General features: G+C 44.0%; 23 protein-coding genes and 2 pseudogenes. 13 read left to right on the top strand and 12 right to left on the bottom strand.

The features are described from left to right. Positions 1–155 precede the first annotated feature (155 nt). The 4 genes from ACED45_RS12875 to ACED45_RS12860 all read left to right on the top strand — a co-directional run bounded on the left by ACED45_RS12875 (position 156) and on the right by ACED45_RS12860 (position 3,179). The gene (locus ACED45_RS12875) at positions 156–317 is read left to right on the top strand and encodes a hypothetical protein (protein ID WP_179946897.1); all 162 of its coding nucleotides are present in this window, start codon (positions 156–158) and stop codon (positions 315–317) included. Between the two features lie 121 nt (positions 318–438). Next, on the top strand, positions 439–759 hold the full coding sequence (locus tag ACED45_RS12870) for a hypothetical protein (protein ID WP_060981525.1): 321 nt from the start codon (positions 439–441) through the stop codon (positions 757–759). 161 nt (positions 760–920) lie between these two features. Continuing rightward, on the top strand, positions 921–2,183 hold the full coding sequence (locus ACED45_RS12865; protein WP_146490118.1) for a hydroxymethylglutaryl-CoA reductase: 1,263 nt from the start codon (positions 921–923) through the stop codon (positions 2,181–2,183). Positions 2,184–2,258: 75 nt separating this feature from the next. After that, entirely contained in the window at positions 2,259–3,179 is a 921-nt protein-coding gene (locus ACED45_RS12860; RefSeq protein ID WP_371714189.1) for a LysR family transcriptional regulator, read from the top strand. Between the two features lie 40 nt (positions 3,180–3,219). Here ACED45_RS12860 and ACED45_RS12855 read toward each other — a convergent pair whose 3' ends face one another. The 3 genes from ACED45_RS12855 to ACED45_RS12845 form a co-directional block, all read right to left on the bottom strand. Then, entirely contained in the window at positions 3,220–4,134 is a 915-nt protein-coding gene (locus tag ACED45_RS12855; RefSeq protein ID WP_285954635.1) for a YjjW family glycine radical enzyme activase, read from the bottom strand. A gap of 56 nt (positions 4,135–4,190) precedes the next feature. Next, positions 4,191–5,756, bottom strand: a complete 1,566-nt coding sequence (locus tag ACED45_RS12850) for a YjjI family glycine radical enzyme (RefSeq protein WP_371714188.1) — start codon at positions 5,754–5,756, stop codon at positions 4,191–4,193. 283 nt (positions 5,757–6,039) lie between these two features. After that, positions 6,040–6,639 carry a class I SAM-dependent DNA methyltransferase gene (locus ACED45_RS12845; protein ID WP_102431508.1) on the bottom strand — a complete coding sequence of 200 codons (600 nt, stop codon included), beginning with the start codon at positions 6,637–6,639 and terminating at the stop codon, positions 6,040–6,042. A gap of 161 nt (positions 6,640–6,800) precedes the next feature. On the opposite strand from ACED45_RS12845, the gene ACED45_RS12840 reads away from it, so the two are divergent. Continuing rightward, complete coding sequence (locus ACED45_RS12840) at positions 6,801–7,679, top strand: LysR family transcriptional regulator (RefSeq protein ID WP_019825766.1); 879 nt, start codon at positions 6,801–6,803, stop codon at positions 7,677–7,679. A 125-nt stretch (positions 7,680–7,804) separates the two neighbouring features. Here the strand turns inward: ACED45_RS12840 and ACED45_RS12835 are convergent, their stop codons facing one another. Continuing rightward, on the bottom strand, positions 7,805–8,155 hold the full coding sequence (locus ACED45_RS12835; protein ID WP_048663383.1) for a hypothetical protein: 351 nt from the start codon (positions 8,153–8,155) through the stop codon (positions 7,805–7,807). Between the two features lie 288 nt (positions 8,156–8,443). Here ACED45_RS12835 and ACED45_RS12830 point away from each other — a divergent pair, with 288 nt between their 5' ends. Further along, positions 8,444–9,340 (top strand): cation diffusion facilitator family transporter, encoded by an 897-nt coding sequence (locus ACED45_RS12830; RefSeq protein ID WP_055319427.1) that lies wholly within the window; start codon positions 8,444–8,446, stop codon positions 9,338–9,340. 47 nt (positions 9,341–9,387) lie between these two features. Here the strand turns inward: ACED45_RS12830 and yddG are convergent, their stop codons facing one another. Continuing rightward, the gene (yddG, locus tag ACED45_RS12825; RefSeq protein ID WP_102431506.1) at positions 9,388–10,320 is read right to left on the bottom strand and encodes an aromatic amino acid DMT transporter YddG; all 933 of its coding nucleotides are present in this window, start codon (positions 10,318–10,320) and stop codon (positions 9,388–9,390) included. A gap of 194 nt (positions 10,321–10,514) precedes the next feature. Beyond that, complete coding sequence (yjjG, locus tag ACED45_RS12820) at positions 10,515–11,189, bottom strand: pyrimidine 5'-nucleotidase (RefSeq protein WP_371714187.1); 675 nt, start codon at positions 11,187–11,189, stop codon at positions 10,515–10,517. A gap of 213 nt (positions 11,190–11,402) precedes the next feature. Here yjjG and ACED45_RS12815 point away from each other — a divergent pair, with 213 nt between their 5' ends. From ACED45_RS12815 to ACED45_RS12805, 3 genes are all read left to right on the top strand, one after another. Continuing rightward, positions 11,403–11,555: a hypothetical protein gene (locus tag ACED45_RS12815; RefSeq protein WP_017060903.1), complete on the top strand. Its 153-nt coding sequence runs from the start codon at positions 11,403–11,405 to the stop codon at positions 11,553–11,555. Positions 11,556–11,815: 260 nt separating this feature from the next. Next, the gene (gene yiaY / locus ACED45_RS12810) at positions 11,816–12,964 is read left to right on the top strand and encodes an L-threonine dehydrogenase (protein WP_146490110.1); all 1,149 of its coding nucleotides are present in this window, start codon (positions 11,816–11,818) and stop codon (positions 12,962–12,964) included. Positions 12,965–13,199: 235 nt separating this feature from the next. Next, on the top strand, positions 13,200–14,123 hold the full coding sequence (locus ACED45_RS12805) for a hypothetical protein (RefSeq protein WP_285954642.1): 924 nt from the start codon (positions 13,200–13,202) through the stop codon (positions 14,121–14,123). 115 nt (positions 14,124–14,238) lie between these two features. Here the strand turns inward: ACED45_RS12805 and ACED45_RS12800 are convergent, their stop codons facing one another. Next, on the bottom strand, positions 14,239–14,673 hold the full coding sequence (locus ACED45_RS12800) for a YccF domain-containing protein (RefSeq protein ID WP_032544929.1): 435 nt from the start codon (positions 14,671–14,673) through the stop codon (positions 14,239–14,241). A gap of 234 nt (positions 14,674–14,907) precedes the next feature. Between ACED45_RS12800 and ACED45_RS12795 the strand changes: the two genes are divergently transcribed. Beyond that, positions 14,908–15,033 (top strand): hypothetical protein, encoded by a 126-nt coding sequence (locus tag ACED45_RS12795; protein WP_017060906.1) that lies wholly within the window; start codon positions 14,908–14,910, stop codon positions 15,031–15,033. A gap of 116 nt (positions 15,034–15,149) precedes the next feature. On the opposite strand, the gene ACED45_RS12790 is transcribed toward ACED45_RS12795, so the two are convergent. Then, complete coding sequence (locus tag ACED45_RS12790; protein WP_371714186.1) at positions 15,150–16,226, bottom strand: threonine aldolase family protein; 1,077 nt, start codon at positions 16,224–16,226, stop codon at positions 15,150–15,152. Between the two features lie 305 nt (positions 16,227–16,531). Here ACED45_RS12790 and ACED45_RS12785 point away from each other — a divergent pair, with 305 nt between their 5' ends. Continuing rightward, positions 16,532–17,149 (top strand): NAD(P)H-dependent oxidoreductase, encoded by a 618-nt coding sequence (locus tag ACED45_RS12785; protein WP_055319422.1) that lies wholly within the window; start codon positions 16,532–16,534, stop codon positions 17,147–17,149. Then, positions 17,149–19,074 (top strand): monovalent cation:proton antiporter-2 (CPA2) family protein, encoded by a 1,926-nt coding sequence (locus tag ACED45_RS12780; RefSeq protein ID WP_123306048.1) that lies wholly within the window; start codon positions 17,149–17,151, stop codon positions 19,072–19,074. Before ACED45_RS12785 ends, ACED45_RS12780 begins: the two co-directional genes overlap by 1 nt. Positions 19,075–19,227: 153 nt before the next feature. Here ACED45_RS12780 and ACED45_RS12775 read toward each other — a convergent pair whose 3' ends face one another. Beyond that, the gene (locus tag ACED45_RS12775) at positions 19,228–19,449 is read right to left on the bottom strand and encodes a hypothetical protein (RefSeq protein WP_055319420.1); all 222 of its coding nucleotides are present in this window, start codon (positions 19,447–19,449) and stop codon (positions 19,228–19,230) included. Positions 19,450–19,615: 166 nt separating this feature from the next. Between ACED45_RS12775 and ACED45_RS12770 the strand changes: the two genes are divergently transcribed. Next, on the top strand, positions 19,616–20,839 hold the full coding sequence (locus tag ACED45_RS12770; RefSeq protein ID WP_132815905.1) for a DUF819 family protein: 1,224 nt from the start codon (positions 19,616–19,618) through the stop codon (positions 20,837–20,839). 80 nt (positions 20,840–20,919) lie between these two features. Here the strand turns inward: ACED45_RS12770 and ACED45_RS12765 are convergent, their stop codons facing one another. From ACED45_RS12765 to ACED45_RS12755, 3 genes and pseudogenes are all read right to left on the bottom strand, one after another. Then, positions 20,920–21,780, bottom strand: a complete 861-nt coding sequence (locus tag ACED45_RS12765) for a hypothetical protein (RefSeq protein ID WP_371714185.1) — start codon at positions 21,778–21,780, stop codon at positions 20,920–20,922. A 196-nt stretch (positions 21,781–21,976) separates the two neighbouring features. Then, positions 21,977–22,120: pseudogene (tdh, locus tag ACED45_RS12760) on the bottom strand (L-threonine 3-dehydrogenase); the annotation flags it as partial. Positions 22,121–22,245: 125 nt separating this feature from the next. After that, a pseudogene (locus ACED45_RS12755) lies at positions 22,246–22,374 on the bottom strand (IS5/IS1182 family transposase); the annotation flags it as partial. Positions 22,375–22,677 lie beyond the last annotated feature (303 nt).

The following is a 22,677-nucleotide window of genomic DNA, read 5'->3' as shown; positions in this document are numbered from 1 at the left end:
AACATTTCTCGGACAAAAAACGACCACATAAATTTATAGTTGTCCTAGTTTTAGGAAACTTCAAACATCATTTAATATTCACTTAATCTTGTTTGATTTCCTGTATCAGTAGGCTATGCTCTATAGAGCATATAAATTTGAACTAAGGTCACAATATGAATACACAGCAATTTGAAGCATTTAAGCAACAAATACAGCTTCTTAGTCCACAGCAATTGAAAGCGCTTCAAGGCGAGATCGACGGTAATCTTGAAACAGACCAACCTTCTGTGCTAACTGATGAAGAGTTAAACGCACTAAATGACCTGTTCAGTTAATAGACAGACGTCACTATTTTAGCTTAAGTTCACATTTTCACCGTAAATTTCATCTGTTCACCATTGCGCTCAAAATATCGTCCACCTAGACTCATTTCATACGTCAATAAAAGGTTCTGTTATGTCGATATCTGGTATTCAATCTGGTTACGCCATTATTCAGCAGTCAACCAACATGGCTGAAGAAGCCGCAATCGAGCTTAATCAAGCCTCTAAACACTCCTTAGAATCCGACGACGCTTTCCAAACTAGCGATTTCAGCTTTAATCAAATAGAGCCAGAGCAATCCATTTCGTTTAAAGACAAAGAACCTGAGCCTACTTCATCCTCAACTGATGCCCTAATAAAACTGACACAAAGCGCAAGTTATAACCGCATTGGTGCGAGTGTGGTTGATCGTCAAAACGAAGCTATCGGTAGCCTTCTCGACATTCATATCTAAATTTCACTCAAATACAGCCTATATTTCGTGAAACTTCGCTGCTTTTTGCTTCAACAACCACACAAACTGTAACTCATTATATCAGGCGCTTGTTTCTGGTTTATTACTCGGTAGAATCACCGCAAACCAATTTGCTGCACAAACTTTACTTCATACTATTTATGCCAAAACTAAATCTGCATCGCCGTGACTATGTTTCTATTTTAGGAGGCGACATCTCCGCAGACGAATTAGAAAAAAAGCTTCAGCCTCATTTTGAAAAGCCAGCAAATAAGCTGACACCTAGCCCCTACCTGACAGAAAAGAATCTCACACGTCGTTGGACAGCTCTCGATAATGCAGATTCACAGCAAGAACTGCTCGACCCTCATACACAAAGCCAGATCCAAGCTTATGAGAAAAACATTGAGCACTTTATTGGCACGGTTAAAGTCCCTGTTGGTGTATCTGGCCCACTAAGAGTTAATGGCCTGTTTGCTACGGGTGATTACCTCGTACCACTTGCAACCACCGAAGCAGCGCTTGTCGCATCTTATAACCGCGGCTCAAAACTGATCACCGCATGTGGTGGGGCAAGTGCAATGTTGCTCAATGAAGGGGTAACACGCACTCCTGGGTTTGCATTCCAAGGCTTAGTTGAAGCCGGACAGTTTGTGGCTTGGGCAGTTACCCAGTATGACCAGTTCAAGATCTTGGCAGAATCGACAACTTCGCACGGCAAACTTACCGACATCAACATCAACATCGAAGGTAACCACGTTTACTTGGTGTTTGAATTTCTAACCGGAGACGCTTCTGGTCAGAACATGGTGACCATTGCTACCAATGCTGTATTTGAGTACATCATAGAAAATACTCCAGTGAAGCCCGACCATGCGTTCCTTGATGGCAACTTGTCAGGCGATAAGAAAGCCAATACCCAAACCTTACGCAGCGTTCGTGGTAAAAAGGTAACGGCAGAAGTGAATATTCCTGCAGAGCTTGTCGCGAAATACCTACATACGACGCCAGAGAAGATGGTCCAATTTGGTCAAATGACCACAGTCGGTGGCGCTTTGAGTGGTACTATCGGTATCAATGCTCATTATGCGAATGCGCTGGCGGCACTTTATATCGCTTGCGGCCAAGACGCGGCCTGTGTCGCTGAGTCAGCGATTGGTATGACACGTATGGAACTCAACAAAGAAGGCGGTTTATACGCTAGCGTGACACTGCCTAACTTAATGGTAGGGACTGTCGGCGGTGGTACCGGCTTACCAAGTCAAAAAGCCTGTTTAGATTTACTTGGCCTGCATGGCAACGGTAAATCACAAGCTCTCGCTGAAGTTTGTGCTGCACTGTGTTTGGCGGGTGAGCTATCAATCGTAGGCGCATTTTGCGCAGGCCACTTTTCACGAGCGCACCATAAGCTAGCTCGTAAATAACCTTTATACAATTTGGCTTGTTCGGTTTTGTCGTTCATGCAAAATCACAAGCCAATCTCAATACGTGAGTCATAAATGGATTACTTACACTTATCGAGGGTGAGCCTTAAGCACCTCACTGCGCTGCATATTATGCTGAACACCCACAGTGTTACTCAAACGTCTGAGCAGCTTTGTGTCAGCCCTTCGAGTGTGAGTAAAACTCTGTCTCAGCTACGTGACATCCTAAATGACGAACTGTTCTACCGAGATGGGACCAAGCTCATCCCGACTCCCTTTGCGCTTCAAGTCGCACCAACGGTTCACGCAATTCTTTCTAGTATGAATGGATTGCTTCATCAGAAGAGTTTTGCTCCTGATGAGTATCAGGGCAGCTTTTCACTTTCGATGCGTGAAAGTACCTTCGAGGTGTTCGCGTCTAAGATAAGCAAAATCACCACTAAACTCGCGCCAAAAGCCAAACTCAACATCTATTCAAAGCAACAGCTCGGCTTCGATGCTTTGCTCAGCGGCAAGGTCAACTTGATCTTATTACCCCATGATATATCTCAACCGCCGACCGATAATAAAGAGCTGGTTTGGGAGACGATTCTTCCAGATGAGATGGTTTGTTTAATGGGTGCACACCACCCTCTTGCTCAGCAAGAGCTGACGATTGAAGGCTACTTAGATTACAAGCACATTGGAATTTTAGATAACGAACTGTCTCAGCCTTATTTTGAGCAAAACTTGGTTCAATGCCATAAGCCAAGAGAGATGGCAATATCAGTAGCGGATTTCGGCGCAGCGGCAGTGTTGTGTCATCACACCCCTTTCCTATTCACCTGCTCTAAACAGTGGGCCGAACATGCAAAACAAGCGCATGGTTTAGTGAGCAAGCCACTTCCCTTTGATTACGGTAAAGTGGCTTATAGCTTAGTGTGGAACAAGCCGAACATGAATGATCAGGCGATCAAATGGTTGTGTGACCTGTTTTTGGAAACTGAATGCTCTTAGTAGAAACCTAAGTCTTTTCATAATTGATTATCTAAAGATATTAGGTATAAACCTCAGGGGTTTGCATCGGTCTTTGAACTATGGCGTAGAGCTTATCGTAAAAGCTCTGCATTTGTTGCTCTGTACACTTCGGCCAATCTAGCGCTTCGCCAATCACGCCGTGATGTTGAAACGCATTGAGTCGAATTCGAACATCACTTGGCAGCACCTTTAAATAACGCCCCACCTGTTCAATTTCGTCCTCAAGGTCGCTTTTGTTCGGTATATGCAGCAACCTAACCTCGTGTAACCTCCCTTTATCAGCTAAGTATTTGATGGTCTCAAACACCCTATGATTACCTCTGCCTACTAACCATTGATGTGTTTCCGATTGCCATGATTTTAGGTCTATCATCGCGCCATCAAGATAAGGTAATACCTTGCCCCACCCTTGAAGTGACAGCGAGCCATTACTATCAATAAAGCACGTGAGATACGCTAACTGCGGATCACGTTTAATCGCTTGAAACAGTTCGATGATAAACGGCAACTGCATGGTCGCTTCACCGCCAGAAACAGTAATGCCACTTAAGAAAAACTGATTATGTCTAACGAGTTCAAGCACCTCTGAGACTGTCATTGTGGTAATTTTCGGGCTCGATTTATGATCGCAGATATCGATGCATTGGTCGCAATTGGTGCAAGCAACTGGATCCCATTTTACTTTGCCTTCAACACTGCTCAAAGCGCCACTAGGACAGCCGCTAACGCAGTCACCACAATGGTTACAGTGATTGATTGTGTGGGGGTTGTGGCAAGTAATACAGTCAAAGTTACAGCCCTGAAGAAACAGCACTAAGCGGTTTCCCGGGCCATCAACACAAGAAAAGGTCAGCACACGGCTGACCTTCGCTTGTTTTTCTGTCTTATTATTTTTAACCCTAGCCATTTGAGTTGTTAGATCAGAAATTTTCATAATTCACATTGTTCGCATTCGAAACGCACCATACACATAACGCACGCACGTTAAAGCTATTCGTATGTCGGCGACATCTCTAAGCTCACCACGCGTGGTTTACGCTCTAGTATTCCCGTGTTCTTCGCAGCTTCAGCACCTAAGAAGGTGGTATTGGTGCGTGAGCCTTGCTCGTCGTATTTTGCAATGTCAGACAGCTTAATCATGTAACCCGTCACACGAACCAAATCGTTTGATGCCACGTTAGCCGTGAACTCACGGTAACCCGCTTGAATCGCACCTTTACACAAGTTAAACATCGCTTCAGGGTTAGATTTCACTGTTTCGTCGATGGTCAGAATGTCACTGATGCCCGAGGTGTAGAACTTATGGTGACCAGCGGTAGCACGAACGTAAGAGACTGGATCCGGTTCGGTACCATAAGGAATACGAACACCCGGCGTCACATCTTCATCTAAGCTAATACCGCCTTGAGCATGCAGCAGAGCTTTACCTTCTAACCCATACTTCACTTCAGAGCTTTCAACGATCTCAGCCAGCTTTTCAGAGATACGATGGCCAAGCTGATTAGCCTGTTCATCGTGACCATAGCGTCCTGCTTGGCCTTCTTTCTCCATCAAGATGTTCACGGCTTCAGCCATACCGTAGATGCCGAACATTGGCGCAAAACGGTCTTCTTCAATCAAGCCTTCTTGGGTTAAGAAACCCTCAAAAAAGTTAGATTCTTCATGTAAGAATCGGCTACGCGCGTTCATCAACTCAACCATGATAGCGCTGTAGTTTGGTAGCACTTGCTGCAAAAAATCAGCACTGTCTTCAGACTTCAATGCTACCTGCTTAAGGTTCATGCGTACTAAAGTGTTAGAACCACCAGCTAAAGGCAGTGAGTTGTAGCAACTCACAATACCAAATCGTTTATCACCATAAGCCGCAGCATGCGCTGGGTAGTTGGCAATGTGTGGCTTACTGCATTCACAGATGTTGCTCGCCGCATGACGAAGCAGATCATCAGGCGTCACGGCTGGGTCATACATAAAGGTCAAGTTAGGGGCAATCTGCTTAAGTTCAGCATCGACACGTAAAATAGTACGGCAGATAACATTGTCTGTTGGCCCGATATTCACATGCATAAACGCATCTGGTAGTGTGCGGTCCAGCATGATCCAGAACAGCTTAAGCTTTTGATAAAGCTGACCTTCCGTTAACTCGCCAACGAAAGGCATCAACACATCATCCAACTGACCTAAATAAACCGGAATTGATGTTACGGATGGCACGTGGTGGTAGAGGATGGTGAGCATGTTCAATGCTTCATCGAAATTAGTTGCCGCGCTAAGCTCTAAATACTTTGAGCCTTGATGTAAGTATTTAGAATAATCGGGAAGCACATAGCGCGGCTTAAATGGTGCATGGCCTTCAAACATGTCACATAGCACACCTTGTTGTAAGGCTTGCTCTACTTCATTGCTTACCGGCATGTACGGTAGGCTAGCTTCAGCTTCTAAGGCAAGATAACTCGATTTCTGTTTTGGAGACAGATTGGCATCTGAAATGATATTGCTAAAGCGTTGTTGTTGCTCTGAAAGTGGTGAAGAAGTAGATGACGCAGATTGGTGGCTCATGATTAAACCCTTAAAATTGTTATGGACTTATTTTATATCTCACCGTTACATTTCCACTAATGAAATGTATGCAAGACTGCTTTTCCAAAATGGAAACTAGATACTTGAAGTTAGCCGGCATTAAGACACTAGGAATAGGAATAGTCCGTTTAAAACACGAAGCCGTAAAAATAGAAAAACCCACATAACTGGCTTTAAGGCCGTTAATGTGGGTTTCGTTATTTAGGTTAGCGCTGTCAGAGTTAGCTAAAGGCAATACTCTTAATTACACATGATGCAGTAATTACAGGTGAGGAAGTACTTGTTTACGTCCAACACCCATCAGCACTTTTAACTCACCTTGTGGTGTATCAACCGAGAATGGTGTAGAGACTTCAACCACTGCAAAGCCCGCTGCACTCAAGACATTCTCTGAGCGCTGTTGGCTTACGCCATAGTCTTCACTGCCGTTTTCTAAGTACCAATCCCAGTGTACAAACGTGCCGTCATTTTCAAGCAGCGTGTAAATCAGACTGACTGTGTCTTGTAAGTTCGGGATAAAACCACACACCGAAGAGGCTACCACTAGATCAAATTGGTTTCTGAATGCTGGGTGCTGCGCTGCTAGTCCGCGCGATAAAATATCAACAACCGGTTCAACGTTAGGTAGCTCTTTCTTATCTAACTCTTCAATCATCCCTTCGGAGATGTCGAGTGCGATGATCTCTTTTGCTAAAGGAGATATTTTCTGGCTGAGTAGTCCTGTACCACAACCAAAATCAAGGACACGGGTTCCGTTTAAGTCAACGAGCTGTGTTAACTGGTCAAATACGGACTGTGCGAATACTGCGGTCGCGGGATCTTTATCCCAATCAACGGCGTACTCGTCCCATTGTTTCGCCATCATGGCCTCCATCTTTACTTCTTGTAGGTTCGGAACCCCCCAGAGTAAACCAAATTAGTCAATTCGTCATAGAGTTATCATGCAAAGATGGACTATTTCTAAGATAGTCAGCACAATATTCAGATAATATGCACCAGCCCCCCGCTTAATATGGAAATGAAATGAACCTTTCTCAAGTCCAAGCCTTTTGTTCCGTTGCTGATTTAGGATCAGTCTCTGAAGCTGCACGCCAGCTAGAATGCAACCGAACCAAGCTCAGCATGTCGATTAAAGCCTTGGAAAAAGAGTTAGATGTCGAGTTGTTTGTACGTAGCGGAAACCACGTTGAACTTTCTGAAGCAGGCAAAGCGATTTACAAAGATTGCGAAGGCCTGTTGGTGACAGCGGCACGTATTAAACAAACCTGCTTGCATGTGTCTGGCGAATTCAACGCCGAGATTTGGATTGCACGAGATGACTCATTACCCGATGAGATGTGGCAGGATTTATCGCACGCTCTCAATAACAAGTACCCTTCGACCTCATTCAACTTCGTTCTCGCGTCGAGCGGCGATTTAGCTAACCTAGTTGAAACTCAGCAAGTCGACTTCGCATTTGGCGTCGATTACGAACGTGTCGATGACCCAAGAATTATCTACAACCCACTTGGTAAGATTCGAATGATGTCTGTTTGTAAGAAAGGGCATGATTTGAGCGCGATGCGACGAGTGTCTGATGAAGTACTGAGAAATTCGATGCAAGCGACCATGGTTTACCTTAATGAAAAGGATAACCCTGAACTTGAGCCCTTCTCGCGCCGTTACATCGGCTTCTCTAGCTTCGACTTTATGTTGGATACGATTTTACGTGAAGAGGCCTGGGGCGTAATGCCAGAACCATTGATTCGTCACTTGCTACGTGAACAAGAGTTAGCGGTGATCAAACACACGTATGGTCTGACTCAAGAAGACTACTGTATGTTTACTGCGGCTGGCATGGCCGAACATCCAGGAATGAATTGGTTGGCTGATCAGCTGAGTGATTACTTGTTTGATTTCTAGTTTTAACTTCCCAATATCTAATTTTATCTTCCCAATATAAGATCGGCGCGAGCTATTGCCTGCGCCGCCTTTTGCGGTCTAAGACTGATGCAGCCTAATACTGATATAACCAAAGACTAAACCGTTTAGAAAACCATTACGTGATCCACTAAGTAGCGTCCATCCTCTTCAACCAATACCATTTCGGCGACAAACTCACCTTTGGCGATGGTATAAGCTTGCTTCCAGACAAAGGCGATGGAATCAGAGCGTCTGAATAGCGCCACTGGCTCACGCTCAGCAAAAAAGCCATTACTGTGCTGATAATGGTGACACACCTTTTCTAAATATTCTGGCGTAACAATGTCTTTCATTCTTTGAGTAAAGTCTCGACAGTGCTGTTCATGATCAACCTTGGTTGAACCATCCATCAGGTTATCCATGATCGGGTTAGCAATCGCCCACAACTCGTTATCATTGATATCGTCAAACTTCATATCGATTCATTCCTTGTCCATCGCAGTCGCAGCCAAATCTAGAGGACTAATAAGACCTTAGCGACTAATGTGTTTTATTAATCATAAACGATCCTATTTCAGTTGCACATCATCCCCAAAAAACACTCAACGTCAGTTTTATTGACACCTGACTTTCAACTTAAACCACTGAATTTAATGAATTTATATGTATTGGTTAAATAAGACATATAAACGTCATCAGATAAAGTTTGTAAAGTTAGCTCAATATTAGAACAATGAAGTTATCAAAAACATCTGGAAAATATTATGTGTGACAGGAAAAGCCAAAACGAAAATCGAGTACTATTGTTCTCAGCCCTTTTAGCATCAGGCTTCGCTATTGGCGGATTGGTGTTGGGTCTTATCGTTGGCTCTCTGGTCATAGTATTTGACGGTGTTTATTCTCTTATCAGCTTACTGTTAACTTTATTGTCACTAGCGGCCTCGAAATACATCAATCGCCCTTCGGACACTGAGTTCCCGTTTGGTCGAGCAATTATCGAACCGATTGTTATTGCCATTAAAGCCGTTGTGATTCTGCTTGTGGTTGGTTATTCACTTTACTCTGCGATTGGTGCCTTGATGACAGGCGGTCGTGAGGTGGATGCTTCTATCGCAACTTTGTTTGGTATTTTCAATGTGTTGGGTTGTGGTTACGCTTGGTGGTACATCGCTAACAAGAGCAAACGTATCTCTTCAGGGCTGGTTCAGGCCGAGTCTAAACAATGGCAGATGGATACACTATTGAGTGTAGCGGTAACCGCTGGTTTCTTAGTAGCATGGTCAATGACGTTTTCACCTCTTGCGGCTTACGCAGTGTATGCCGACCCTATGATGATGTTACTAATGTCTTTCTACTTCATCAAAGTACCTTTCGACATGTTACGTGAAGCAATGCGCGAACTACTTATGATGTCGGCGACCAAAGATATTTGTGATGCAGTGGATAAGAACGTTGTCGCGGTAGACAAAGAAGCGGATCAAGATTTGGAGCTGATGGGTGTGACTAAGGTTGGTCCTGAGCTAAGAATCAACGTTGATATTCATACCAACGACCAACAAGCCATTGCAGTCGATGATATTGAACGAACGCGCCGCCAACTTAAGCGACGCTTATCGAAGATGCCTTATGAACTTCAATTGAATCTCAATATCGCGAGTTAAAAGTCGAAAGTTAAGAACCAAGACTTAACCAATCAATTTCTCGCGAACTAAGACTCTGATTGAACCTTTTTAGAAGCCGACGCCGTAACCGTCGGCTTTTTTTCTCTTGTTACCCACCAGCAAGCCAGTGACCCCACAGTGACCATACACACGCCCTGCCAAAACGTCATGCTCAGTGACAAACCTAAAATCATGGAAGACAGTAAGGTCGCAAAAATAGGCGTGAAATAAGACATAGTCGCTAGGAAGACCATATTGCCGCCAAGTATCGCTGTATTCCAAAGCGCGTAACCTGCGCCCATACACACACCGGCCAGCACTAAGTCAATTGCAGCATTGGTTGTCATCACCATGCCGGTTTCGTTACTCAATGCGTATTTGATCCATAAGGTGATTGCAGTCGCGATAAAGAACAACACAATCGCATTCTGCCCTTTCGCCACTTTCTGAGTGTAATTACAGTAAACCGCCCAAATAATCGCGCCGAAAAACGCCATTGAATAGGTTTTAGGGTTAGTTGCAATATTGGCTGCGATTTGATCAACAGAAAGCCCCTGATCGCCGCTGATACTCCAAGCCACACCAAAGAAGGCTAAGAAGATACTTGGGTAAACCAACCAGTTAATCTTTTTATCGCTAAGCAGCACAGCGAACAACACCGTCAATGCAGGCCAAAGGTAGTTGATAACCGCCATTTCCAAGGCTTGATGTCGGTTGTTTGCCATCCCTAAAGCCAGAGCCAAGAAGATCTCATAACAAACGAATAGAGCACCACCAATCAGCAGATACGACTTAGAGAAGCGTGACAGCTTAGGTAAACCCATAACACAGACCAACAAAATTGAGCTCACCGTATAAAGACTGGCAGCGCCACCGATTGGGCCTAGTTGTTCTGATACGCTACGAGAAAGCGCAATTAAGCAGCTCCAAAGTAAAATGGCAGCAATGCCGTAGCAGCTATGGCGATGAGATTTCAGCACGCCTCTTCCTTTTCTTTATTGTAATGGTCTAATTAAAGCGAGCTTAAAGCAAAGATAGGCTTAAGCACCACTATCGATAACTTGCAGTAGGTAAAAATAAGTAGCCAAGCACATAACTGCACTCGGCTATCAATCATTCACTCAAAAATCTAAAAGCAATTAGCAATTAGCAATTAGCAATTAGCAATTAGCAATTATGCCAATAGAAGTGCTTGCAGGTCAGCTAAAGACTTAACTTGATAATGAGGGTTAATACCCGCTGGCGTTGCCTTTTCTTGACTGTTTAACCAACAAGTTTCAATGCCAAAATCTAGTCCGCCTAGAATATCTGAATGTGGGTTATCTCCGACCATCAATACGCGTCGTTTTGCTGGTAAGCCAACAAGCTTGTGTGCATGTTCAAAGATTTCAGCATCTGGTTTAGCAACACCCACTTCTTCAGAAATTATCACGTGCTCAAAGTAATCCGTCATTCCTGTACGCTCTAAACGAATTGACTGCAGCTCTGTAAAACCGTTAGTGATGATGCCCATGTTCACTTTGCCTTTTAAAGACTCCATCAACTCTTGTGCACCCGGTAATAAAGAGCAGATATCCGCCATCGCTGTTAAGAATGCACTGTTTAAAGCAGCGGTTGTTGTCTCTAATTTCTCAGCCCAGCTTTCGAAGCGCGTGTGTTTCAGTTGATCAGCCGTAATGCGACCATCTTGATAGTCTACCCATAGTGGTAGGTTAACTTCTTGATAAACGGAATAATCCTGTTCGTTGAAGTCCACACCAAAACGAGAAAACATCAGCTTCATTCCCTGATAAGCATCAAAATGGAACAAGGTTTCATCTGCATCAAAGAATATCCAGTCGTACTTCATTTTATTTCCTATTAATCACGCTGTTGAGCTGCGTTTATCTTTAGTTGTTCATTGGCTCAAAGACCAGATGTTCATTCTACTACCAATTTTGTGAGCCTGAATATAGTTCTAATAATTTATAGAAAACAAGCCACAAGTCATGATGTATCGCAAATTTTGCCACATATTAAACCAATACCATACAATAAATACACTTAGGTACCGGGAGGTACTATGAAGCACTTTTTACCATCGTCTGTCATGCTTACCCCTTTTCTTGTCAAATACTATGACGAGGAGTCAGAAGACACGCTTGATTCTGAAGAGTCACAAGAACCTGAAATTGAATGCAGCGATGACTCAGATAAAACGTCGACACCAGCCTAACTAGAAGAGTTTTCAATGAAAAACCTTATTTTTCATTGTTATAGAGCTCCATACTGTCTCTAATTTAGTCGATTTATCGCGATCTATTACTGACAATCAACACAGCCAAAAACCATGAAAACGATTGCTATATGAGCCCTATCACAACGACTAGCCACAAAGTGGTAGTTCGAATTCAAAGTTGTTCCAGATCAATGGTCGACCACTTGAATGCCGACAACATGTAGGAAATTAAAAATCATAACTAACGGAGTTTTCCAATGTCTACTGCATTTTACATCCCTACAATCAACTTCATGGGTACTGGCTGTCTGAAGGATGCTGCTGATAGTATTCAGTCTCAAGGCTTTAAAAAAGGTCTGATCGTAACTGATAAGATCTTGAATCAAATTGGTGTAGTTAAGCAGGTACAAGACCTTCTTAGCCAGCGAGGCGTAGACGCAGTTGTATTCGATGGCACTCAACCAAACCCAACCATCACGAACGTGAACGATGGTCTAGAATTGCTGACTGACAACGATTGTGATTTCGTTGTTTCTCTAGGTGGCGGTTCTCCACACGACTGCGCAAAAGGCATTGCTCTGGTTGCTTCTAACGGCGGCAAGATTGCAGACTACGAAGGCGTAGACCAATCTGAAAAGCCAATGATGCCTCTTATCGCTATCAACACTACGGCTGGTACAGCATCAGAAATGACACGCTTCTGCATCATCACTGATGAGGAACGTCACATTAAAATGGCGATCGTTGACAAGCACACAACACCGCTTATCTCAGTAAACGATCCTGAGTTGATGCTTGCTAAGCCTGCGTCACTAACTGCTGCAACCGGTATGGATGCGCTAACCCACGCAATCGAGGCTTACGTTTCTATCGCAGCAACACCAATCACAGACGCTGTAGCGATTAAAGCGATTGAACTTGTACAAGCGCACCTAAGAACTGCAGTGTCACACGGCGAAGACATTGAAGCGCGTGAGCAAATGGCTTACGCACAATTCATGGCTGGCATGGCGTTCAACAACGCGTCACTGGGTTACGTTCATGCAATGGCGCACCAACTGGGTGGTTTCTACGACCTTCCACACGGTGTATGTAACGCTATCTTGCTACCACACGTTCAACGCTACAATGCGCAAGTTTGTCCTGAGCGTCTTCGTGATGTTGCAAAAGCAATGGGCGTGAATGTGGAAGGCATGACAGCAGAGCAAGGTGCAGAAGCGGCTATCAATGCGATTGTTCAACTTGCAAACGACGTAAACATCCCAACGGGTATCGCGCAACTTGGTGCTAAGCTCGAAGACATCCCAACTCTGTCTGACAACGCACTGAAAGACGCTTGTGGTTTCACAAACCCTAAACAAGCGACTCACGAAGAAATTTCTGCGATTTTCGAAGCGGCAATGTAATCTAGAAATATATACAAAAACGAAACGTACAACGGGCTCTTTAAGAGCCCGTTTTCTCATCCTAAACTAAACCTTCCCTGCTAATTTAGGTCAACCAGACCCTACTAACTAATACAACCTTTCCTATTTGGCCTCACAAGATTTAACGGCGACATCTCGTGATGAAAAGTTCGCATTGTTTAAATTGCTTGGTTATAGTCAACCTATTGATATATAAAATGCCATATAGGTTCCATTGAGTCGTTGGATAGTTAGCACTTCATTATTGGCATCACTCGCTACCCACTCTGCCCTCGCGGAGGAAAAGGACGAGTGTCACAGCCAGCCGCTGGAAGACACACGTGTCGAGAAAGCCTATCACTTCCTAAACAGCAGGTTTTGTCAGCCCGCAATCTGGTTCGATAGCTTCTTTGTTGATGACCGTATTACGGAAGATGCTAGAGCTGGGACCTCGGTGCGTTGGTACAATGATTTCATCTATTCAGAAGGTGGTGATGTAGATTACTCAACCAAGCTCAACGCACGCTTGCATTTACCCTTTGTTAGCAAACGCCTCAAATTGATTTATGAATCGGTTAGCGATGAAGAGTTCTTGGATTTCTTCCCACAAGATTCTGAGGAATTAGAAAGTGCACTTGGTCTGCGTTACGACGCCTATGCCAAGGGATATAGCAGCTTCAATATTAAGGCGACATTACGACCACGTATCGAAGCTCGCTATCGTTTTACCTACCCTCTCACAACCGATGCGGTATTCAGGCTTACCCAGCGTGTATATCAAGAAAAACAAGAGACTGGCGAAATCACTGACATCGATTTTGATCTTTCCTTAAGTGATGATTTCTTGGCTCGATGGTCAAGCTTTGCAGGTTATAACGACGATCTTAAAGGTTGGAACTATGGTACGGGATTAACCTTGTATCACTACCTTTCTCAAGACCAGGCGCTGCAATATAGCGCCACGATTAATGCAACAGATGAGCCTTATAATCATTACGAATACGCTCAAGTTTCGATTACCTACCGACAAAATGTATGGAAAGAGTGGCTGTTCTACGAACTCACTCCTCGTTATCAATGGGAACGAGAGCCCAATGAGAAACATACCGAAGAAGCGAACATCACCCTTCGGCTTGAAGTCCTGTTTAACAATGTCTAGCTCAAGCACGTTTAGTTATTGTTTGTGATATGAGCATCGAGAGATAAAAACAGAAGCACAAAAAAAGCACATCATGCGATGTGCTTTTCAATTCTATAAAGCTCAAATTGAAGCCTTAACCTTTATAATTTCTCACTCGTGCCGCTTCTGCTTCACGTTTATCGACAACCGTCTTACCGATTGGCGCCAACGAGATAACCGCTAGTTTAAGGTGTTGAATCGCGAACGGAATACCGATGATGGTAATGAAACAAGCCACAGCTGACATGATGTGACCAATAGCCAGCCAGATACCCGCAAACAAGAACCAAATAATGTTACCAATCACACCTAGCGGACTCGTGCCAATGTCCATTTCATTGGTCAGCTCATCACGAGAAATTGCTTCCTGACCAAATGGGAAGAATGAGAAGTTACCCATAACAAAACATGCTCTGCCCCATGGAATACCAACGATGGTTAGGAATGCGAGCAGTCCGAAGAACCACCAAGCTAGCCCCATAAATACGCCACCGAACAGAAACCAAATGATGTTTCCTATTGTTTTCATTCTGTATTCTCCAAATCTTTGAATGCTGTTTATTTAATATGCCGAGTAAGGCATTGATTGTTGTAATAGGTTCATTATTGTTGAACCTTTATGAACCGTTTATGAATCACTTACATTTTATGTGATTGATACACACCACGGTTCTCTATATCCGCATAGGGCTCAACCCATTTATTTGATACCATTCAGCTCTAACCTAAGCGCAGACTCAACAACGAATTTAAGGCCGAACCTATGAACAATACAGAGCAACCTAAAAAGAAAATGAAAAACTGGGTGCCAATCGTCTTCTTCGGGCTTCTCAGTACGGTTCCAGTGTTCATGTTCTTAGTCGACGTGTACATCAACCAGTATATGTGACAGAGCCCGCCGGCCTAGCTGCATAAATGGATACCGGACCGATTTCCTGTATCCATTTCCATTAGATCCGTTCTTCTGCAGTCAGCTCTTCTGTAATCAAATCAACTTTTCCGTAATCAAATCAGCTCTTCGTTAATAAAATCAAGAATGTCGATCAGCTCATGATCAGGCAGATTCAGTAAGTTATCACCAACATACCATTCAATCTTACATTGGTTTGGCAATTCGCTGATCGCTGGATTTCCTATCCAAACCTTGTGTTTCTTCGCTATGTTGTCTCTCACAATAATGCCGTCTTCGTAGCTCACAGGTAAATAGAGGTGAAGCATGTTGACCTGCGGTTGTTGCGGGTTAATCGTAAACTGAGGGTAATCTTGTAGGATTTGATAAACCTGTTTGGTGCGTTCGTATAAAGCAGGCATCAGTTCTAATCGCTCATCAAACTGCATTGCTGCCGAAACCACGTAAGGCGTGCGATGATAAACATTTCCGCCCTGACGCTTCATCCATGCCGACGCTTTTGCTACGAAAGCCTTGTCACCTAATAAGAGTGACCCCCCAAGACCGTTTAACCCTTTGTACAGCGAAACATAAGCCGTATCGAACCCCTTAGCAATCTCGCTGTATGGCTTTTGATAATACGCGCCGCACTCCCACAAACGCGCACCATCCATATGCAGATGAATCGATTGTTCTTTGCAGTACTGCTTTATCGCTTCAAGCTCTTCCCACTCAGGCAGCTGACCACCAATCTCTCGCATCGGTAGTTCATACAATGCCGCGGCAATCTCATCAGGCCAAGCCTTTAAGTCGTCGACATTCCAAGTGCGAAATACGTTGCCGACCGGAAGCACGTTGAATCGATTTTGGAGCTGATACCCTTGGCGTTCATGACGCATGATATGACTCGACTCATGCATCGCTACTACTGGGTTTCTTTTCTCTTGGCACGCAATTTCTAATGCTGTGGGTTGGTTCATAGTGCCGGTAATCACAAACACGGCGGCTTCATAACCAAGCAGTTCTGCGACCTTGTTTTCAAAGCTCTCGATAAACTCGCCATCACCGTAGCTATCATGGCTCACATTATGTGTTTCACACCATTCAGCCATCTGAGCGAATGTTTGTGCAGGTGTCGGTTCTATATGACCGGAAAGCAACAAATCACATTGTTGACGCAAGTCCATGCTCATAGTTTTTTCCTTTATTCATTATCGTTCTATGTAGGGTTATTGGATTATTTAAGTTACCCACCAACGGTGACATAAAATGCCCATATTCGCTTTTACTATTCATGAATAATTAGTTTTACTCAGTCATCGGCTACTTGCGCCTGAAAGGCACAAAATGACTGTTGTCTTATTATAATTAAACGCAGAAAAGCACTCGTATCTAAACAAAGAGGTATGGGCTAATTCGTTGTTGTTCAACCATTCTTCTATTATTGTATAACTATAATTCCAATAAATATTATTCGTTAATGGACAAAGAGGGCTATATGTCGAAAAATCGAGTTTTGGTGCTATTCGCCCACCCTTCTCAACACCGTTCTGAAGCAAACAAACCCTTATTTGAACAAGCCAAGCGCATTGACGGGGTTACCTGCGTCGATCTCTACGCTGAATACCCAACATTTAAAATCAACATCGACCGAGAACAGAAACGTCTGTTAGACCATGACATCATCATTTTTCAGTTCCCACTATATTGGTACTCAACACCGGCAATTCTTAAAGAGTGGCAAGATCTCGTTCTAGAATACGGCTTCGCTTACGGCACCGATGGCAACGAACTACAAGGCAAGAACTTGTTATGTAGCATTACTGCCGGTGGCAAAAAAGACGCCTACCAAACTGATGGTTACAACCATTTCACGATTCGAGAACTGCTTCACCCAATCGAACAAACCGCTTCTCTATGTGGGATGAACTACCTCGCGCCCTTTGCGTTATTTGGCTCGCGTACCGCGTTGGAAGAGAACCGCATTCAAGAGCATGTCGATAGCTATAAAGTACTGTTAGAGGCGTTGGTTGCTGGCGAGATCAATATCAAAAAAGCCAGTAAGGCAGAAAAGCTAAACCACTACGTTGAAGAACTAATGGCAGAGGTTAAATAATGACGGGATATTTTCTACAAGCGTTTATCTACTTAGTCGCAGCAGTTATTGCCGTGCCTATTGCCAAAAGACTTGGCCTTGGTTCTGTATTGGGTTACCTCATTGCTGGTGTTGTGATTGGCCCAATCATTGGCCTAGTGGGTGAAGAGACCACAACTATCCAACACTTCGCCGAGTTCGGTGTGGTTATGATGCTGTTCTTAGTCGGTCTTGAACTTGAACCTAAGATGCTTTGGGCAATGAGGAACCGACTTATGGGGCTAGGTGGCCTGCAAGTTGGTGGCACGACCGCAATTGTAATGGGTATCGCCCTTTTCTTCGGACAGCCTTGGACCATTGCGCTGACTATCGGTTTGATCTTCGCACTGTCATCTACCGCGATTGTTCTCCAAACCTTTAACGAAAAAGGGCTATCCAAAACAGAAGGCGGCAAGAACGCTTTCTCAGTCCTACTGTTCCAAGATATAGCCGTCATCCCTATGTTGGCGTTTATCCCTCTATTGGCGTTGCCAGAATTAATCGAAGCTGCACAAAGCGCGGTCGCTTCGGCTTCTGATCACCATGAAGAGTTGAGTCTTGTTGCTGGCCTACCCGGTTGGGCTTATGGCCTAGTGATCACAGCATCTATTGCGATTGTTGTGGTCGGTGGGCACTTCTTGAGTCGTCCACTGTTCCGCTTTGTAGCAAGCTCAGGTCTGCGTGAAATCTTTACTGCAACCGCACTGATGTTGGTGATTGGTATTGCTGCATTAATGAGCCTAGTCGGCCTATCACCGGCTTTGGGCACTTTCCTTGCAGGTGTGGTATTAGCGAACAGTGAATTCCGCCACGAACTTGAGTCTAACATCGACCCGTTTAAAGGGCTGCTACTTGGCTTGTTCTTCATTACCGTAGGTGCAGGCATTAACTTTGATGTTCTATTCAACGACTTTGGTTTGATCATTGGCCTCACCCTTGGCGTCATGCTTCTTAAAGCCTTAGTGCTATTTACGTTGGCATTGATCTTCAAAATCAAAAACAGTGACCGTTGGCTGTTTACATTGAGCTTGGCGCAAGCCGGTGAGTTTGGTTTTGTACTACTGAGCTTCTCTGCTCAAAACCACGTATTACCTGCTGACATCGTCCAAACATTGTCTCTGGTTGTGGCACTTTCAATGTTCCTAACACCAGGGTTATTCATTCTATTTGATAAAGTGATTCTGCCTCGTTACGAACAAAAATCTAACGACCGCGAAGAAGATACTATTGAAGAGAAAGGCACCGTTATCATTGCGGGCATTGGTCGATTCGGTCAAATCGTTAACCGCCTGTTGGTGTCGAACGATGTCAATACGGTGGTTCTGGATCACCAAGCGAACCAAGTAGACTTACTGCGCTCTATCAATATCAAATCTTACTTTGGTGATGCAACTCGTCACGACTTGTTGCATACCGCCGGAATCGAAGAAGCGGCAATGCTAGTAGTAGCAATCGATAACCAAGACTCAAGCGTTGAGTTAGTGAAGTACGTTAAACACACCTACCCTAAAGTGAAAATCTTAGCCCGCGCATTCGACCGTGGTCATAGTTATCGCTTACGAGAAGCAGGTGCAGACTTTGTGGAATCAGAGACCTACCATTCTGCTCTTGAAATGGGCGCACAAGCCTTGCGCTCTTTGGGTCATCATCCATTCTTCGTCGAACAGCAAAAATCGACGTATCAACGCGTAGAGAGCCGTAAGTCTGAAAAGCTTTACCAAGCTTGGTCTGAGGCTGAAGAAAATCCACGCTACGACAACAACTACCGACAAATCTTCATTCACCTTGAAGATGCGATGAAAGAAGACATGAAGAAAGACCGTTCAGACAAACACTCTCGATCTGAACGTGGTTGGACACCACCACCCAAAGGTTATGCAGATGGCTTTGAGGAAGAAGAGTCTTAAGCAGAAGTCTAAGCTACAGCTCTAGATGACCATGCAATGCAACCATCAAAAGCGGCTATTTAAGCCGCTTTTTCTTTCATTTAACCCCTACAAAACGTCAAATGAACATAAGTATCAGGTTCTGAAACTCATAATCCGAGATATTTGTGTGATCTAGCTAAAATTTTTAATTTCTGACCACATAGCAAAAGTGGATTCAATTTTTACATTATTGAAACATTCCAACCCTGCATAAACCACACCATAAACATGGCTATATATGCACTCATTCCTGCCATTCAAACATCCACCTAAATCATAGCGACCACTCTCTAAGGCTTGAATTACATTGCATATATCTAAATCCGCCGCAAAAGCCTCAACAAACCCATTCATCAATCAAATAAATAACGCACGACATTCACAAATTCAAACCATCAAAATTAACATAAACATTTCAAAGTATGTCTATCGTTACAATTTGTAACGAATGGCGGTTGTCGGTATAGTCCTGCAATTCAAAAAGTGAGACCTTTGCGCTCACCTTAAAGGAGATATAATAATGATTACTAATGATGCTGTAATAATGGGCATGTTAGCTGTTATTCTTGGCGGTGTTTTTATCACGGAAAGTAGCCAAAATAGCGCACTGAAAAAATTCTACTCGTTCGTTCCGGGTCTATTGCTCTGTTACTTTGTTCCTTCTTTATTGAACAGTTTCGGCATCATCGACGCATCAAACTCAAAGCTGTACTTTGTTGCAAGTCGTTACCTATTACCAAGCGCACTCGTTCTACTGATCATCTCAGCTGACCTACGCAAAATCTTCGGCCTTGGCTCAAAAGCCGTCATCATGTTCCTAACGGGTACTGTCGGCATCATCATTGGTGGCCCTTTGGCGATTTTAATTATCGACCAAGTTAACCCTGACCTCGTATCTGGCGATGTATGGCGTGGCCTTACAACTGTTGCTGGTTCTTGGATCGGCGGCGGTGCAAACCAAGCAGCAATGAAAGAAGTATTTGAAGTTGATGACCAACTGTTCTCAGCAATGATTACGGTAGACGTTATCTGTGCAAACATTTGGATGGCTGTGTTGCTTATCATGGCAGGTCGTCAGAAGAAGATTGATGCATGGCTAAAAGCTGACACATCATCTATCGAAGAGCTAAAAGAGACGGTTTCTAAATACCAAGAAGAGAACGCTCGTCCAACAACCACAACCGATCTCATGAAGATCACGGCCATTGCCTTCGGATTAACAGGTCTGGCTCACTTATTCAGTGACATGATTGCACCGTGGATCTCAACCAACGCGCCAGAGCTTGCAAAATACAGCCTAACATCCGGCTTCTTCTGGCTGATCGTAATGGTAACAACGTTCGCGCTGATCGCTTCATGCTTCAAATCTACACGCAGCCTTGAGCACAGCGGCGCGTCTAAAGTTGGTTCAGCGTTCATCTACATCCTAGTTGCAACTATCGGTATGCAAATGGATGTGACAGCTATCTTAGACAACCCAGGTTACTTCTTCATTGGTATTACATGGTTAACTATCCATGCCCTTCTGATGATTGTGATGGCGAAGCTAATTCGTGCACCATTGTTCTTTATGGCTGTAGGTAGCCAAGCTAACGTAGGCGGCGCTGCATCGGCACCTATCGTCGCGGCTGCATTCCACCCAGCATTAGCACCAGTAGGTATCCTAATGGCGGTATTGGGTTACGCACTCGGCACATACGGCGCTTACATCTGTGGCCTCATCATGCAGGCTGCTGCGGGTTAATTGAAGCTCACTAACCCAATAACACAAAGGCAGAACGATGATCGTTCTGCCTTTTTCATTTCTATTCTTTCACACTTAAATTAATCAAGTAAAGACGCCAGTTTATTTTCCACCACAGGGCTAATATTAAAGCTCAACATAAAGTCTGGACGCGTCTTTTCATCTTTCTCGATATAGTAATTCGCTTCAATGCCCAACTTCCAAGGGCGTCCGTTCAGGACAGTAGTTTTACTAACGCTGATATTTAACGGAATTTCCGCCTGATCCTTATTCCAGTCATACGAGAATGTCGGCGCAGAGCCTACCGTCCAACCGCCTCCTAAGATCTCCACCCAAAACACTTGTGTCGACGTCCTGTTGATTCGAGTATCAGAATGATCGGCTCCGTCTCCAGACACGCCATATAAGTGATTTGGGAACATACCGACAACTCGCTCGCTACTCGCTTTCCCGACCATAAACTCTGGTCCGACAGCAAATTGATCCGCTGTTAAGTCACTGCTGCCCGTTGGCAACGAAGCAAAGATACCGAACGCGACAATAGTACCGCCCTCCATTTTAGGCGCATAAGCTAAATCAAATGAGATGTCTGTAAAGCCTGACTGCTCCGTGTGTTGCGAGCTTGCTGGTGCGTCCACATGGAAATCGTTCTGTACATAAGAGATGGCCGGGCGGAAGATCACTTTGTCGCCGTTATCCATGGGAAACGGCAGTGTCGGCTGTAATACTGTAGCGAAACTGTCCCCTCCACCATCGTAACCACCTGAATACTGGAGCTTTAAATTAAGGCTAGCGTAAGCTGTGTTTGGGTTTGCAAGTTCCTTTGCTGCCTGTTCTGCTGCCTGATCGCTTTCAGATTTCGAAATATCGTCCCTAGCGCTAGCAAAATTCGGCGTTAATAATAGTCCAGTTATTATTAGTGCAAGTGGTTTACAAGCCATGAGCCCTCTCTTCAATAGTAAAACAATAAGATGTAACTGCTTATTGAGTATTTTAGAGATTACTGGGCAGTAAAATGGCCATTAAGTGACAGAGAGATAAGTTAACCCTAGTTAGAATTTAGATACAAAAATGCCCCAAATCGCTTTGAGGCATTTTCAATTAATCAGGAAGCTCGGGAGTGTTTACTCCTTTTGCTTATTCCCAATCAAGGATTACTTTACCAGACATACCAGAGCGCATCATGTCGAAGCCTTTCTGGAAGTCGTCCACTTTGTAGTGGTGAGTAATGATTGGTGTCAGATCTAGGCCAGATTGAATCAGTGAAGCCATTGTATACAACGATAAGAAAAGTCAATTTAAAACAGACACTTACCACAAAATAAAATTACTAATGGCGACAAACTGGCGACAAATTTTTCTCTCCAAGATAAAAATAAGGTCAACAATAAGCCTATTTCCCGTCTTACTCGTTTCACCATGAGCGCTGTCGTAACAGCTGAACCGACGTGGCCTACGCGTTTATTCTGTTTACTTTGCGCCCATCCACTTACCGCTTCTTCATCAACCCAAAAGATCAGAGAGCCATAGATAATGAATGCTTGTTTTGTAACGGCGTTTAGGCATAGGGCTACAAGAAGTCGTGGAGGTAGCTGATCAGCTCGAAGGTTCATGGTTTAGTTCCACTAAATTACGCAACAAAGCCCATAACAAGCCAAACTGAAACGTCAATGGTTGGTTTTCAACCTGTATTTTCAGTTCAGAATACGTTGGATAGCTAGTATCGCTCCTCGGCTGAGACAAGTAAATCATCGATAAAATAAAAATCACAGGAAGAAAACACGGCTTTGTTTCCTAATTGGATCTCAGATAGAAACGGCCAGTATGGGTGATTATTA

The sequence above is a fragment of the Vibrio crassostreae genome (genome assembly GCF_041439375.1).
Lineage (GTDB): Bacteria > Pseudomonadota > Gammaproteobacteria > Enterobacterales > Vibrionaceae > Vibrio > Vibrio crassostreae_D.
This window is presented reverse-complemented; position numbering and strand designations above follow the sequence as displayed.

Coding starts and splice junctions, on each gene's coding strand:
- ACED45_RS12875 (WP_179946897.1), top strand. CDS start 156: ATGAATACACAGCAATTTGAAGCATTTAAGCAACAAATACAGCTTCTT.
- ACED45_RS12870 (WP_060981525.1), top strand. CDS start 439: ATGTCGATATCTGGTATTCAATCTGGTTACGCCATTATTCAGCAGTCA.
- ACED45_RS12865 (WP_146490118.1), top strand. CDS start 921: ATGCCAAAACTAAATCTGCATCGCCGTGACTATGTTTCTATTTTAGGA.
- ACED45_RS12860 (WP_371714189.1), top strand. CDS start 2,259: ATGGATTACTTACACTTATCGAGGGTGAGCCTTAAGCACCTCACTGCG.
- ACED45_RS12855 (WP_285954635.1), bottom strand. CDS start 4,134: ATGAAAATTTCTGATCTAACAACTCAAATGGCTAGGGTTAAAAATAAT.
- ACED45_RS12850 (WP_371714188.1), bottom strand. CDS start 5,756: ATGAGCCACCAATCTGCGTCATCTACTTCTTCACCACTTTCAGAGCAA.
- ACED45_RS12845 (WP_102431508.1), bottom strand. CDS start 6,639: ATGGCGAAACAATGGGACGAGTACGCCGTTGATTGGGATAAAGATCCC.
- ACED45_RS12840 (WP_019825766.1), top strand. CDS start 6,801: ATGAACCTTTCTCAAGTCCAAGCCTTTTGTTCCGTTGCTGATTTAGGA.
- ACED45_RS12835 (WP_048663383.1), bottom strand. CDS start 8,155: ATGAAGTTTGACGATATCAATGATAACGAGTTGTGGGCGATTGCTAAC.
- ACED45_RS12830 (WP_055319427.1), top strand. CDS start 8,444: ATGTGTGACAGGAAAAGCCAAAACGAAAATCGAGTACTATTGTTCTCA.
- yjjG (WP_371714187.1), bottom strand. CDS start 11,189: ATGAAGTACGACTGGATATTCTTTGATGCAGATGAAACCTTGTTCCAT.
- ACED45_RS12815 (WP_017060903.1), top strand. CDS start 11,403: ATGAAGCACTTTTTACCATCGTCTGTCATGCTTACCCCTTTTCTTGTC.
- yiaY (WP_146490110.1), top strand. CDS start 11,816: ATGTCTACTGCATTTTACATCCCTACAATCAACTTCATGGGTACTGGC.
- ACED45_RS12800 (WP_032544929.1), bottom strand. CDS start 14,673: ATGAAAACAATAGGAAACATCATTTGGTTTCTGTTCGGTGGCGTATTT.
- ACED45_RS12795 (WP_017060906.1), top strand. CDS start 14,908: ATGAACAATACAGAGCAACCTAAAAAGAAAATGAAAAACTGGGTGCCA.
- ACED45_RS12790 (WP_371714186.1), bottom strand. CDS start 16,226: ATGAGCATGGACTTGCGTCAACAATGTGATTTGTTGCTTTCCGGTCAT.
- ACED45_RS12785 (WP_055319422.1), top strand. CDS start 16,532: ATGTCGAAAAATCGAGTTTTGGTGCTATTCGCCCACCCTTCTCAACAC.
- ACED45_RS12780 (WP_123306048.1), top strand. CDS start 17,149: ATGACGGGATATTTTCTACAAGCGTTTATCTACTTAGTCGCAGCAGTT.
- ACED45_RS12775 (WP_055319420.1), bottom strand. CDS start 19,449: ATGAATGGGTTTGTTGAGGCTTTTGCGGCGGATTTAGATATATGCAAT.
- ACED45_RS12770 (WP_132815905.1), top strand. CDS start 19,616: ATGATTACTAATGATGCTGTAATAATGGGCATGTTAGCTGTTATTCTT.
- ACED45_RS12765 (WP_371714185.1), bottom strand. CDS start 21,780: ATGGCTTGTAAACCACTTGCACTAATAATAACTGGACTATTATTAACG.